General features: G+C 67.9%; 13 protein-coding genes. 7 read left to right on the forward strand and 6 right to left on the reverse strand.

Features of this window, described 5'->3' with window-relative positions; translation table 11 throughout:
- Positions 1-26 precede the first annotated feature (26 nt).
- Positions 27-320: a DUF1330 domain-containing protein gene (locus OG707_RS00120; protein ID WP_329112905.1), complete on the reverse strand. Its 294-nt coding sequence runs from the start codon at positions 318-320 to the stop codon at positions 27-29.
- 188 nt (positions 321-508) lie between these two features.
- On the opposite strand from OG707_RS00120, the gene OG707_RS00125 reads away from it, so the two are divergent.
- Positions 509-1,411 carry a LysR family transcriptional regulator gene (locus OG707_RS00125; RefSeq protein ID WP_329112907.1) on the forward strand — a complete coding sequence of 301 codons (903 nt, stop codon included), beginning with the start codon at positions 509-511 and terminating at the stop codon, positions 1,409-1,411.
- Positions 1,412-1,550: 139 nt separating this feature from the next.
- Here the strand turns inward: OG707_RS00125 and OG707_RS00130 are convergent, their stop codons facing one another.
- Positions 1,551-2,273, reverse strand: a complete 723-nt coding sequence (locus OG707_RS00130; protein ID WP_329112909.1) for a dienelactone hydrolase family protein — start codon at positions 2,271-2,273, stop codon at positions 1,551-1,553.
- A gap of 404 nt (positions 2,274-2,677) precedes the next feature.
- Here OG707_RS00130 and OG707_RS00140 point away from each other — a divergent pair, with 404 nt between their 5' ends.
- Positions 2,678-3,451 (forward strand): class I SAM-dependent methyltransferase, encoded by a 774-nt coding sequence (locus tag OG707_RS00140; protein WP_329112911.1) that lies wholly within the window; start codon positions 2,678-2,680, stop codon positions 3,449-3,451.
- Positions 3,452-3,501: 50 nt separating this feature from the next.
- Here the strand turns inward: OG707_RS00140 and OG707_RS00145 are convergent, their stop codons facing one another.
- Together OG707_RS00145 and OG707_RS00150 are read right to left on the reverse strand one after the other, a co-directional pair.
- Positions 3,502-3,891, reverse strand: coding sequence for a GNAT family N-acetyltransferase (locus OG707_RS00145; RefSeq protein WP_329112913.1), 390 nt, complete (start codon positions 3,889-3,891; stop codon positions 3,502-3,504).
- A 305-nt stretch (positions 3,892-4,196) separates the two neighbouring features.
- A complete protein-coding gene (locus OG707_RS00150) occupies positions 4,197-5,129 on the reverse strand; it encodes an NADP-dependent oxidoreductase (RefSeq protein ID WP_329112915.1) in 933 nt (310 codons plus the stop codon).
- Positions 5,130-5,218: 89 nt separating this feature from the next.
- Here OG707_RS00150 and OG707_RS00155 point away from each other — a divergent pair, with 89 nt between their 5' ends.
- The 3 genes from OG707_RS00155 to OG707_RS00165 all read left to right on the forward strand — a co-directional run bounded on the left by OG707_RS00155 (position 5,219) and on the right by OG707_RS00165 (position 8,355).
- Positions 5,219-6,154 carry an AraC family transcriptional regulator gene (locus tag OG707_RS00155; RefSeq protein WP_329112917.1) on the forward strand — a complete coding sequence of 312 codons (936 nt, stop codon included), beginning with the start codon at positions 5,219-5,221 and terminating at the stop codon, positions 6,152-6,154.
- A 138-nt stretch (positions 6,155-6,292) separates the two neighbouring features.
- Positions 6,293-7,471 carry a phospholipase D-like domain-containing protein gene (locus tag OG707_RS00160; RefSeq protein ID WP_329112919.1) on the forward strand — a complete coding sequence of 393 codons (1,179 nt, stop codon included), beginning with the start codon at positions 6,293-6,295 and terminating at the stop codon, positions 7,469-7,471.
- A gap of 128 nt (positions 7,472-7,599) precedes the next feature.
- Positions 7,600-8,355: a hypothetical protein gene (locus OG707_RS00165; protein WP_329112921.1), complete on the forward strand. Its 756-nt coding sequence runs from the start codon at positions 7,600-7,602 to the stop codon at positions 8,353-8,355.
- 72 nt (positions 8,356-8,427) lie between these two features.
- Here OG707_RS00165 and OG707_RS00170 read toward each other — a convergent pair whose 3' ends face one another.
- Both OG707_RS00170 and OG707_RS00175 read right to left on the reverse strand, forming a co-directional pair.
- Positions 8,428-9,513 carry a hypothetical protein gene (locus tag OG707_RS00170; RefSeq protein ID WP_329112923.1) on the reverse strand — a complete coding sequence of 362 codons (1,086 nt, stop codon included), beginning with the start codon at positions 9,511-9,513 and terminating at the stop codon, positions 8,428-8,430.
- A gap of 32 nt (positions 9,514-9,545) precedes the next feature.
- Positions 9,546-9,719: a hypothetical protein gene (locus tag OG707_RS00175; RefSeq protein WP_329112925.1), complete on the reverse strand. Its 174-nt coding sequence runs from the start codon at positions 9,717-9,719 to the stop codon at positions 9,546-9,548.
- Between the two features lie 389 nt (positions 9,720-10,108).
- Here OG707_RS00175 and OG707_RS00180 point away from each other — a divergent pair, with 389 nt between their 5' ends.
- A complete protein-coding gene (locus tag OG707_RS00180; protein ID WP_329112928.1) occupies positions 10,109-10,261 on the forward strand; it encodes a hypothetical protein in 153 nt (50 codons plus the stop codon).
- A gap of 220 nt (positions 10,262-10,481) precedes the next feature.
- Positions 10,482-12,707: a B12-binding domain-containing radical SAM protein gene (locus OG707_RS00185; RefSeq protein ID WP_329112930.1), complete on the forward strand. Its 2,226-nt coding sequence runs from the start codon at positions 10,482-10,484 to the stop codon at positions 12,705-12,707.
- Positions 12,708-12,718: the final 11 nt, after the last annotated feature.

Below are 12,718 nucleotides of genomic sequence, written 5' to 3' on the forward strand. Positions count from 1 at the left end.
GGCTCAGCGATGGGCGGGCCCACAGGTCAGTCGATGCCTTCGGTGATGCGGAAGTCGCGCTCGGCGCCGTCGGGGAGGGCCACCAGCGCATTCTGGTATGCCTCGCTCTCGTATGCCGCGACGGCCTGTTCAAAGTTGTCGAACTCGATCAGAACGACGCGTTGCGTGATTCCGGCCTCGTGGGCGACGACTCGAGCGCCGCGGGACAGGAGGCGCCCGCCCCCGGCCCGGACTGCCGGACCGGCCAGCTTGTCGTAGGCGGTCAGTCCCTCAGGGTCGGATATGGCGGGGTAGACGCTGACCCAGTAGCCCTTGGCCATGGAGACCTCCTGTGTGCGGCCGGATGCGTCCGGCTTTGAATTGGCACTCGGATCGATCGATCCCGGCGACGGGTAGTGCGGCCGGTTGGATCGTCGTATGCGCAGGTTAGGGCTTGGTGTGCGGTCCGGGGAAAGACCGGTTCGGGATAGGTTCAGAACGGATCGTTATCAATCGGCAGGGAGGGCACGTGGCGCCGGATACGGTGAGTCTGCGGTACTTCCTGGTGCTGGCGCAGGAGTTGAATTTCACCCGCGCGGCGGCACGGATCGGTATCGCACAGCCCGCTCTCAGCGCCCGGATGCGCCGGTTGGAGGCGGAGCTCGGTACGGCCCTGCTGGTCCGCACCACGCGTAGCGTCGTATTGACCACGGCCGGTGCGGCTTTGGCGGAGTCCGCGCCGTCCGCGCTGGCGGCGCTGGACCGGGCATGGGGCACCGCCCGGAGCGCGGCGGCCGGTGAACTGGGCACGCTGCGCATCGGATACAGCCTCAGCGCCGGGGCCGAGACGGCACCGGCCCTGGTGGACAGGCTGATGCGCGACAACAGCGGACTCCAGGTCGGTGCGATCCCAATGGCGACACCGGAGATCTCCCCCGGGGTAGCCGACGGCCGCATCGATGCCGGGATCACCCGTGGTGAACAGCCGGGCCGTGGCGTGCGCCGGTTGATGCTGCGGCGTTTGCGCATCGGGGTCCAGCTGGCGCAGCACCATCCGCTGGCCGACCATGCGGAGATCGAGATCGCCGACGCGGCCGCGTATCCGCTGCGACTCCCGGACCGTGAGGCCAACCCCGTGATCCACGATCAGTTGTCCGAGGTGTTCCGGGACACCCGACCACACCCCCGATTCCACACGCCCGCAGTCTCTTTCGACATGTCCCAGGGCGACCTGCGCGACGGGGTCACCCTCGCCCCGGCCGGAGAGGCCGCGGTCACGGCATCACCGGCCGGTGTCACCTGGCGACCGCTGCGGGGCGCGCCCAGCCTGACGATCCACCTGGTCCTCCCACGCGAGCAGTCGCCACTGCACCGACGCATCCGTGCCGTCGCCACATCCCTGGCGCACGAGTTGCACTGGTTGCCGGACTGACGCGCAGAGGTCAAGCGAGACGGACGCCTGATGATGCCCCCCGGGTCCGGTCCCAGTCGTACGTCGCGGCGAACGTCCTCGTCCAGCCCGAGATCTCGGCGGATGTGGGCCACCACTGCCTCAGGGACGCCGTACGGGGTCACTCCGTTACGGGCAGGCATTCGGCGAGCAGATCGACGATGTCGCGCCAGGCTCGCTGCGCATGTCGTGGGTGGTAGCCGACGCCCGGGGGTGTGGTGTGGTTGACCGGTGGGTGGTGGAAGGCATGCAGAGCCCCGCCGTAGACCACGCAACGCCAGTCGACGCCCGCGTCCCGCATCTCGGCGGTGAACGCTTCCCGTTGCGCGGGCGGCATGATCGGGTCCTCCGATCCGACCCCCGCCCACACGGGGCAGCGAATGCGTGCCGCCTCGCCCGGTCGGCCCGTGGTGAGTGCGTTGACCGTACCGATCGCGCGCAAGTCGACTCCGTCGCGCCCGAGTTCCAGCACAATCGCACCCCCGGTGCCGTAGCCGATTGCGGCGATCCGGTCGAGGTCGGTCCGTGGTTCGGCGCGCAGCACATCAAGTGCAGCATGGCCAATGCCCCGCATCCGGTCGGGGTCTGCGAGCAGCGGCATGCAACGGGCCAGCATCTCCTCGGGGTTGTCCAAATAGCGCCCGCCGTGGAGGTCAAAGGCGAGCGCGACATATCCCAGCTCGGCCAGGGCATCGGCCCGGCGGCGCTCGACATCGCTGAGCCCCATCCCCTCAGGCCCGATCAGGACTGCGGGCCGAGGCTCATCGCCGGCGGGGAGCGCGAGGTGCCCGACCATCGCGAGAGCATCGGCCGGGTATTCGACCGTACGTGTGGTGATCGTCATGAGGCTGGACCGTAGTGAGCATCCAGCCAGGTCGGGCCGGGGTTCACCGTCGGCAGAAGGTGGTCCGTCGCGGCTGGTGGGTTGCGGGCCCTGCCGGCCGGCATGCCCTTGCCGTGCTTCGAAGGCGGACGCCTGGTACTCGTGGTCGACGTGTCGCCCTGGCTGCGCTCGGATGCGCCGTGCCCGGGCCAGCGACTGTTCTGTGTCGTGGACATCAATCCTGGACGTGGTGCGGCTCGGATCCGAGGACGACGTGACAGCCGGCGCCACCGGGCACAGGGGATCTCAACTTTCGGGGGCGATGCTGGCGACGGTAGGCAGGCAGCTCATCACCGCCCCGGACCAAGCGCCCAGTAGTGAAATGGGTGGGTAGACCATCTGTCGCTCTGCCAGGATGACCGGCCATGACCGCAGCGCGAGCTACCGCCCTCTTCGACCAAGTGGCCTCGGTGTACGACGAGGTACTGCCGTTCTTCACCGGGTTCGGTCAACAGCACATGGAGTGGCTCGCTCCGGTGCCCGGCACCCGTGTCCTGGACCTGGGTGCCGGGCGCGGCGCCCTGACTGCTGCCGCTCTCGCCTGCGGCTGCCAGGTGACGGCGGTGGACTGCGCCCCTGCCATGATCGAGCGGATCTCGGCCCAGTTCCCGCAGGTTCACGAAGCACGAGTGATGGACGCTCACCGGCTGGACTTCCCCGACAGCTCCTTCGACCTGGTCTGCGCGGGATTCGTCGTCCATCTGCTCGATGATCCAGCTGCGGCAGCCCACGAGATCCGTCGAGTCCTCACTCCCGGCGGGGTGTTCTCCTTCTCCGTCCCCCGCGCGGTCGAGGACGCGCCGGAGTGGGAGTTCTACAGTGCCCTCTTCCGCGAGTTTCAGCCCCTGATACCCGTCGGCGAAGGACGGCTCAGTCGGCCTTTGGACGCGGAGCAGTTCCTCGCGACGGCGGGGTTCACCGGCGTCGGTGAGACCGCCATCGAGCAGCGTCTTCCCGTCCGCGACGCCGACACGTTCTGGGACTGGGGGCTCTCGCACGGCTCCCGCGCCTTCATCGACGCGCTCCCGGCAGATGCCCGAACCGAGTTCGAAGCCCGCGTACGAGCAGAGCTGTCCTCCGTGGACCCGATCGTATTTGCCGCCGGCGCCGAACTCTGGCGCGGCACCTCACCAGCCTGACCTCGCGCTGACGCCACCGATCCGCAGGCCGCTGGCTGTCCCGTGGTCCGTTACAACTTTCCGGTGCAGCGCGGTTCAACGAGCTCCTCGGCGGCTTCGAGGATGGCGGATCCGTATCCGCGGCGCCTGAACGGGGCGTAGACGTTGATGTCGTAGAGCCAAGCTGAGCTCGTGGTGCCCGCGGCTTGGCGCGGATCGGGGCCGATCCATGCGTTCCCCACAGTCTCGCCTGAACCGTTCTCCGCCACCACGAGATGATGCCCAGCTGTGTCGAGCCCGTCCGGAAGGAACTGAGCGGTGCCCTGCCGGGTCCGCTCTCGTGCCAGCTCCTGGGACATGAACTTGCCGAGTTCACGGGTCGTCTCGGCTTCACGATGCTCAGTCGCCGTGCCGTACTCCGACGGCGTCATCTTCCGCAAGGTGACCTTCTGCGCGTCCATGCCACCATCTTCAACTGGCCGCTGGTGACAGCAACACTGCGTTTTCTTGCCGTGCCCGGCGCTCTCGGATGTTCAGCGGCGCCTCAGCATCATGACGACGAGGATGATGACGAGAATGATGACTACGGTACCGATGCCGATGTACACAGGTTTCTCTCTCCTTCGGACGGCAGAACACCAGCAGGCGCTCCGAGTTGCCGAGTGCCCCCGTCGCGTTCTCTCACCGCCTCTGGGGGAATTCTTTGCCCGACCCCGCCAGGTCGCCCCGGTCAGGTACGCGAGAACCATCGTGACGGTGCCCGGCCTCAGGGGATGAGGACGACCTTGCCTCGGGTCCGGCCGGCGTCGCTGGACCGGTGGACGTCCGCGAGGTCGTTCAGCGGGCGTGACTCGCTGATGTCGAGGGTGACCATGCCCGTGTCCAGGAGTTTTACGAGTTCTGCCAGGTGGGCCACGTCGTTGCGGGCGACCATGTGCATCGCGGTCACTCCGCTGTCGGCAGCCGGTGTGATCGGGGTCGCGATCGATACGATCCGTCCGCCCGGTCGCACCAGAGACACAAGGGCCTGGGCGTCCGGCGGGCTCAACGGGACAAGATTGAGCAGAGTGTCCACCTGGCCGTCGAGCGCGGCACCGACTGGTCCGGCGGTGTAGTCGATCACTTGGTCCGCGCCCTGCAGCAGGACTGCCTCGGTACTGCGGGGACTGGCGGTGGCTATCACCTCGGCCCCGGCGTGCTTGGCCAGCTGCGTCACGAAGCCACCGACGCCGCCGCCCGCACCATTGACCAGTACCCGCTGGCCGGTGGCTGCCTTCCCGTACTCGAACACCGCCTGCCATGCCGTCAGGCCGGCAACGGGAAGGGCCGCGGCGTGCGCGAGAGGGACTGAGTGAGGCGCCGCGACCAGCGTGCCGGCGGGCGCACGCACGTACTCCGCAGCCGCACCGCCGCTGTCGAGCCGGCCGATGACCCGGTCGCCGACAGTGAACTCCTCTACTCCCGTGCCGATCTCGGCCACAGTGCCGGCGACGTCCCAGCCGAGCGTGTAGGGCAAGTCCACGGGGAGGAACGCCTGCAGCAATCCGGCGCGCAATGCGGCCTCGGTGGGATTGAACGAGGTCGCGGCAACTCGGACGAGTACTTCGCCGACGGCGGGTCGGGGTCGCGGAACGTTGTCGTGGCGGATCACGGACGCGTCGCCGTACTCATGGATTCTCGCTGCCTTCATCATCGTCATGCCGCGAATCTACGGCCGCATGCGGAGACGATCCATGCGTGATGAGGCCCAGTTCATACGCGTACGTCTCGCACACGTAGTGTCAGTGCATGGATGTACTCAGCGATGTGATCGCGGTGACCAGGGCCGGGCGGGCCCGGTCGGCACACGTGCGGTGGCATGCCCCGTGGGGGCAGGAGTTCACCTCCGTCCCGGGCTCGGCCGGCTTCCAGGTGGTCCTGCAGGGTTCCTGCTGGCTGCTGCCTCCGGACGCGGAACCCCTCCAACTGGGCGCGGGTGACGTGGTGTTCCTGCCCCACGGCAGCGGGCACACCCTGGCCGACAGTCCCGAATCGCTGGCAACGGCGCCCGCCTGTGGCCCCGGCGACCACCAGCTCTCCGAGCCCTACGCCTCGGACACTGTGGACCGGAGCGGCGACAGCGGTCCGGTCACCACAGTGCTCTGCGGGGCCTACCAACTCGACCCGTCCCGTGCCCACCCGCTGTTGCTGACCCTTCCGGATCTGATCCACTTGCCGGCCGACCCCGGCCACCGTCCCGAGCTGAGCTCGGCTGTGCAGCTGCTGGCCACCGAGGTGGAGAACCCCCGCCTGGGCACGGACGCGGCCGTCCCCGCGCTGCTGGACACCCTGCTCCTGTACATCCTGCGGCTCTGGTTCAGCGAACAGCCCTCCCAGAAAACCGACACCGGCTGGGCCGCCGCGCTGAACGACCCGTCGGTCACCGCCGCCCTCCACGCCATCCACCAAGCCCCGGGATCGCCGTGGACAGTCGCGGGACTCGCAGCGGAAGCCGGGCTCTCCCGGGCACCGTTCGCCAGGCGATTCGCCCTGCTGACCGGCCAACCGCCCCTCGCCTATCTGACCTGGTGGCGGATGACTACGGCAGCGCGCCTGCTGCGGACGTCCAACGCGCCCCTGCGGTCCATCGCCACCCAGGTCGGCTACACATCCGAGTTCGCCTTCGCAGGCGCATTCAAACGCACATACGGGACGGCTCCCGGCGCCTACCGGCGAGCAAGCTGAATCCGAAGGCCGTACCAGTGAGCGCTCCGCGGCCTGCCCGGGACTGCTGCCCGCCGGTAGAGTCAGCCGCCCCGAGACCGCGCCGGACCGACCGGACCCGGCGGCGAACCTCCCTCTCTGCGCCGGCCAGGGGAGACCATGAAGCAGGAGCCGCCCTCGGCAGCGGAACGCACCGTGCGGATACGCCGGCGCCTGGAGCGGCTGATCGGCATCGCGGCGACCGAAGGCAACTCGCTGATACCGCTGCGCAACGGCGACGAGATCTTCGCCGCGATGCTGAGGGGCATCCGCTCCGCCCAGCACACCGTCGACATGATGACGTTCGTGTACTGGCGGGGGGACATCGCCCGGCAGTTCGCCCTGGCACTGGCCGACCGTGCCCGCGCAGGTGCACGGGTGCGACTGCTGCTGGACGGGTTCGGAAGCCGCCTGATCGAGACGGATCAGTTGGAGGCAATGGAACGGGCCGGAGTGCTGGTGGCCTGGTTCCGCAAGCCGCTTTACCTGTCGCCCTTCAAGCAGAACCATCGCTGCCACCGCAAGGTCCTCGTCGTCGACGAGGAGATCGCCTATACCGGCGGGGTGGGCATCGCCGAGGAGTGGTGCGGCAATGCGCGCAACGAGAACGAGTGGCGCGACACGCACGTCGAGGTGCGCGGGCCCGCGGTCGACGGAATCGCGGCTGCCTTCGCCCAGAACTGGGCCGAGTGTCACGACGAACTGTTCGACGAGCGCGACCGGTTCGTCGGCCACGACGCGCAGGGTGATGCGATCGTGCAGGTGGTGCGCGGTTCCGCCAGCGTCGGCTGGCAGGACATGCAGACACTGATCCGCGTCATGCTCGAGTCGGCGGAAGAGCGCTTCCGGCTGGCCACCGCCTACTTTTCACCGGACCCCTACTTCATCGGTCTGCTGTGCTCCACGGCACGCCGCGGCGTCGAAGTGGAGATCCTGCTGCCCGGACCGCACACGGACAAGCGGGTGTCGCAGCTGGCAGGCCAGCGGTTCTACGAGGAGCTCCACACCTGTGGCGTGAAGATCTACCAGTACCAGCCGACGATGATGCACGCGAAGATCATGACCGTGGACGGTGTCGCGGGTCTGATCGGATCGACCAATTTCAACCGGCGTTCCCTGGACCACGACGAGGAAGTCATGCTCGCCGTACTGGATCAGGACTTCACCGCCACCCTCGACGCGCACTTCGACCAGGATCTGGCGGTCAGCGAACTCATCCGCGCCGGCCGGTGGAAGCGGCGCTCACCACTGCAGCGCGTATGCGAGGTCGCCGTACTGCCCATCCGCCGCTTCCTGTAGCACCACCCGCCGGGGCCGGAATCACTGTGGCGAGGCGCAGTCTGAGTAGCGGTACTCATGCCATACGCCGTCCCCGGCGAGACCATGGCCGCGGCAGCAGGCGTCAGGGGGGCGGCATGGGGAAAGTCGTGGGTGCATTCGCCGTTGCGGCGGCGACGGTCGTGGTGCTGGTTGTCGCGTATGCCGTGGGGGCGCCGCCCGACGTGGTGTTGGGCGTAGGAGCCGCTGTCCTTGGGCTGTTGTGGTTGCTCCTTCTGCTGACCACGCCGTGGAACATCTACTTCCGGGCTCGCTCGGTCCTGGCAGAGATCGCAATCAGCAGGAACAAGGGGCTCGTCGTCTCCGCGGAACGCGATGCCGAGGCACGGCGGATCGCTCGCATGATGCTCCGGGTCGCCGTATCGGGGCATGTGGTCACGGCCGCGCTCCTGCTTGCCACCGGCCTGGCCGCTCAACGGGTCCTCGGCTACTGGTGTGCGGGGTTCTTCTTGCTCAGCACCGCCTTCCGGCCTGCGGGAGCCTACTTCGAGCAGCTCAGGCAGCGCCTTGGTCTGCTGCTTCGGGAAGTGAAGTACCCCCGCGACGACGTAGTCGAGTTGAGGACGCGGGTCGAACACGTCCTGACCGGTATGCGGGTTCTGGAGGACAAGACGGAAGAGCAGTATCGGACCCTGGCCGAATTGCGGCGCGCGCATGATGCGTTGACACACACTGCCTATCAGCAGGCCGATGAAGCCGATCGTCGAATCACCGGGCTGGCAAGACAGTTCGAGCAGACAGTGGACGGGCTCACGGACAACGAAGAAATCATCACCGGTCTCAAGGCGTTTGTGCGGCTGCTGCGCTCCGGACAGCCGGTGCAGGGACCGATCGACGCACAGTGACAACGGTCGGCGCCGACGGCGGCCTGTCTGCCGGGTGCACGTGCCGGGCCGTCGGCCGGGGCGCAGATACCGCTAGTCCGTCATCAGGTGGTCCTCGACAGCGGGAGACAGGCGGGCGAGCCAGCCCTCGGTCTCCGCCGGCTCCATGATCCGGTCAAGGTCCAGAGCCGGCGCCATGTGTTCGAACACGCGGCCCGCGCCCATGGCGTAGGTGCCCTTCGGCGGATGCAGGACCAGGACGCGGGTGCCGTTGAGAGGTTCGATGTCGGCAGGTGATCCTTCTGGAGCTACGTACGTGCCCTGGCCGTCGAAGAGGCGGAAGCTGCGGATCGCCGGAGCGGCGGGGCCGAGGCGCGGGTCGCCGGTCGTCGCCGCCTCGACCCAAGTGCGGTCAGGGCGCTCCCCCGCCACCATCCCTTGGGCGGGATCTCCGACGAGCCGGTCTGCCAGCAGGATGTGCAGTTGGCAGTTGTCCCCGATGCCGCTCATCGTGAGGGCGTATCCCCGGCGCGCTCGAGGGTCGATGACCACCAGCGGCTCGTCGTCGAGGACGGCGGCCAGCGCGCCGACCCAGGCAGCTCGCTGGGAGCGGACGCCCACCACAGCGGCATGGTCACGTAGCTCTGCCTTGACGTCTTCGGGGACTGCTGTACGGAATTGGGCGTTCGCCATGACGGTGATCGAAGCGTTGAGCCAGTCGTCCATGTCACTCCAGGACATGGCGATCCGGGTCAGGTCGATCTTGTCCATGCCTCGGCGCCATCGGCTGCGTCGGGTGAGCACCTTCACCAGCTGCTGCGTGTTGGCGCTCGCCGGTTCGGGCAGCGGCCGTCCGCGCGCTGCCTTCTCCCACAGTTCCGGCACCATCGCATTGAGCATCATGGCCTGCGCGGCACGCAGCGGCAGTGCGTCGACGAGCGCCATGGGAGACGCACCCCACTCCACACAGGCGCCCGCCAGCACCGCGGTCTTGGCGTAAACACCACTCAGGCCGGGCAACCACGGCGCGAGAGCCTCGACCGTCGCGGTCAGGCCCGAAGGGCCCTCTCCTCGCGCGGTGTCCGCCAGTTGCTTCACCGCGGCCTGGTAGCTGGTGGCTGAACCGGACTTCATCTGCGCGACCAGTTCGTCGACCAGGCGGGATATCTCGGATGGCACCGGCGCACGCTAGCAGGGACTCTGTTGCGGCATCAGCGGTGGGGGCGTTTCTTGAGTGCGCGGGCCCGGGTGCGGATGCGTTGCTTGTCCTCGGATCTGGCGCGGGCGTCCTGGCGCAGTTCCAGCATGCGCTGTTCGCGGCGGAGCTTTCCCCAGTTGCCCAGTCGGGCTTCTTCCAGGTCGCCGGCGCCGTACGCGGCGGGCACGGTCGGGTCGCTGGTAGCGCTCTGTCAGCGTCTCGTCGGCGATGTGCCGCACGTACCGCGAGTGCTCCCACGAAGATTCACAGCGACCCGCCCTCCAACAGGGTGGATCGACAGACTCACGAACAACGAAGAGATCATCACCGGCCTGAAGGCCTGAGCACGTTGACCATGGCTGGGGTGGCTGGCTTTGGCATCACCGACCTCGGGTCGTGGAGTGTGTACCCCTCGTTGGTGTTGAAGCCCTCCAGCTCACCTCCAGCAGCCTTTAAGCACTGATCCAGTGGCTCCTGTTTTTCTGTCATACGTGCTGGACGCCCGGGGGGTCGGGCGCAGGCCGTGGCACGCATCTCACTGGGCACCATCCGAGTTTTCGAGAATGGGAGATCCACATGAACATCAACCACGAGGAATCCGCACAGGAGCTCGACGCCGACAAGCTCGCCGCTCTCGCCGAGACGGACGAGTCCACCGCTGTCGAGCCGGTCACCCCGAAGCGCGCCAACAGCAAGTACGCCCTTCTGCAGGACGGCACTGACGCCTGATCCGCGTCCTCGGCCGGTCCTACCGGCCGCCGCGGGATCTGTCCTCACGCTGACAGCACGGCCACGCTCGACTCCCCACCCCATCCGGCATCAGACCTTCACGAGGGCATACATGCGGCAGCCTCGAATACTCCTCGTCAACCCGCCCATCTGGAACGTCTACGCACCTCACCTCGCAGTTCCCCTCCTGGCCGCGGTCATGCGTAGACACGGTTGGCAGGTGTCGTCGCTCGACCTGAGCATCGAGCAGACAGACTGGCTCCTCTCCTCCGCAGGCCTCGGGAAGCTGTTCCCGAAGGCCGAGCGCCGTCTGGGCGAGCTGCCCCCCGGCGAGCGCAGGGCACACGAGGAGGTACTCACCATCTTCGGTGACACGATGCAACGCATCGACAGTGCCAGAGCAGCACTCAAGTCACGTGACGTGCTGGCCGACCCGGCGGCCTTCACGCATGCGGCCACGGTCCTCCGCAATGGACTCGCCTGTGTTTCGGCTTCGTTCCCCGGTCTGAAGTTCGATCTCCGGGGGAACTTCTCCTGCTTCTCGCACCGGCGCACCGACTCCGTTCTCGAGGCCGCAGGTTCCGTCGACCGCAATGTCTACGGATGGGCTCTGGAGCAGCGGCCGATCCCTGAACTCGACGACAGCAGCCTTGCGGTGGTCGGAATTTCGGTCTCCGCCGACACACAGCTGATCGCCGCACTCACCACCGCCCGCCACGTCAAGCTCCGCCGGCCCGATGTGCACGTGGTCATGGGCGGCAATCTGACAACGCGCATGGTGAGCCGCTGGCAGGAGGAGCACCCGTTCTTCGCGTACGTGGACTCCTTCATCTCCTACGAGGGCGAGGATGCGCTCCCCGCGCTGTGCGACCGGATCACCGGCGTCGACAACAGGCCCATCCCTGGGCTGCTGGAGCGCGACGGAAGCGGAGGGCTGCTGCGCACGCCGGCAGCCATGGTCGATGTGTCCGATCTGCCCACACCTGACTTCGACGGCCTGCCGCTCGAGCGGTATTTCGCACCGGGACCCGTCCTGCCGCTCCAGGCGTCGCGCAGCTGTGCCTGGGACTGCGCCTTCTGCTCGATCCCGTTCGCCAGCAACAAGTTCCGGATCCGGCGCCCCGAACAGGTTGTCCGCGACATGGCCGCACTCGCGGCCAAGCACGGCTCCGACAGTTTCATGTTCGTGGACGAGATCATGACGCTGACCTCGCTGCGTGGAGTTTCGCGGGAGCTGATCGACGGCGGGCACGATCTCTTCTGGTACGGGGAGACCCGGTTCAGCAAGGGACTCGACGACGAACTGGCGTCCTCGTTGCGCCGCTCCGGCTGCCGCCGCCTGGATCTCGGTCTGGAGTCGTACAACCAGCGTGTGCTCGACCTGATGCGCAAGGGTACCAAGGTCGCCGACATCGAGCCGTCGCTCCAGGCTCTCCTGGGAAACAAGGTCCCTGTCCACCTCTTCTGCATGACGGGCTTCCCGGGCGAGACGGAGGACGAAGCCCTGCGTACACAGGAGTTCGCCGATCAGGCGCTTCGGCGCTCGGCGGAGGAGTTCGACGTGCCGTACTCGACTGCGGCGAACGGGCCCTTCATCCTTGATGTGCTCTCCCCGGTCGGCGAACGCCCCGACCTCTTCGGTGTCGAACTCATTCCGCCCGGCGAGGGCGAAGACCTGGCTTTCGACCTCGACTACACGGTTTCCGAGGGCCTGAGCCAGCAGGACACGGCCCGGCTGACCTCTGGAGAGCCTTCCGGCACCACTGCGGGCGCCGCGTTCCATCAGGGCACGTGGATCGGCGACGCGGAGGAGTGGTCGTTCCTGTGGGCGCTGGCCGAGGCGGAGCTGCCGCCCCGGCGCGTGCCCGTACCAATCGTCCCGCGCCTCCACGTGGGCACCACTGCTTCGGTGCGGCTGGCGGCGGGTGTCCAGGGGCGTTTGTCGGACACCGGAAGGGGGATTCTGTTGCACGTGCCGTCGTGCGACGCCCTCATCGACGTACCCCGGGAATGGCATCCGCTGCTCGACGGCCTGCCGCACACCGTGGCCAGCCTCTGGCAGGACGTCGAGTCACCGCGCGTTGCCGCGGGCACGCTCGCGCGGCTCGCCGCTCATGGCGCCCTGACTGTCGAACAGGCCGATTCCAGCGAAGAGTCGTCTCCTCTGTGGTACGCCGCCCAGCCCTATGCCGTGGCGGACAGCCGCCCCGACGGAGGCTGCCTGCTCGTTTCCCCGGAGACGGGGCACCGGGTGCGGGTCACCGCTGCGGGACGGCTCCTGTGGCTGCTCGCGGCCGACGGAGTGAGCGACGCCGAACTGGCGGAGCGGTCCCGCCTCCCCGAGCGGCAACGACGACTGCTCCTGGAAAATCTGGCCGGCAACCGTGTGATCGCAGTGGCCTCCCTCGCCCCCGGGCTTCTCGAACTGCCGCGCGTCGCGGCCTGACCACAGGAGTT

Origin of the sequence: Streptomyces sp. NBC_01465 (assembly GCF_036227325.1) — a bacterium.
In the GTDB taxonomy this organism is placed as follows: Bacteria; Actinomycetota; Actinomycetes; order Streptomycetales; family Streptomycetaceae; genus Streptomyces.

Excerpts from the sequence above, each read along its gene's own strand:
- OG707_RS00120 (WP_329112905.1), bottom strand. The coding sequence starts at position 320 with ATGGCCAAGGGCTACTGGGTCAGCGTCTACCCCGCCATATCCGACCCT.
- OG707_RS00130 (WP_329112909.1), bottom strand. The coding sequence starts at position 2,273 with ATGACGATCACCACACGTACGGTCGAATACCCGGCCGATGCTCTCGCG.
- OG707_RS00140 (WP_329112911.1), top strand. The coding sequence starts at position 2,678 with ATGACCGCAGCGCGAGCTACCGCCCTCTTCGACCAAGTGGCCTCGGTG.
- OG707_RS00145 (WP_329112913.1), bottom strand. The coding sequence starts at position 3,891 with ATGGACGCGCAGAAGGTCACCTTGCGGAAGATGACGCCGTCGGAGTAC.
- OG707_RS00150 (WP_329112915.1), bottom strand. The coding sequence starts at position 5,129 with ATGACGATGATGAAGGCAGCGAGAATCCATGAGTACGGCGACGCGTCC.
- OG707_RS00155 (WP_329112917.1), top strand. The coding sequence starts at position 5,219 with ATGGATGTACTCAGCGATGTGATCGCGGTGACCAGGGCCGGGCGGGCC.
- OG707_RS00160 (WP_329112919.1), top strand. The coding sequence starts at position 6,293 with ATGAAGCAGGAGCCGCCCTCGGCAGCGGAACGCACCGTGCGGATACGC.
- OG707_RS00180 (WP_329112928.1), top strand. The coding sequence starts at position 10,109 with ATGAACATCAACCACGAGGAATCCGCACAGGAGCTCGACGCCGACAAG.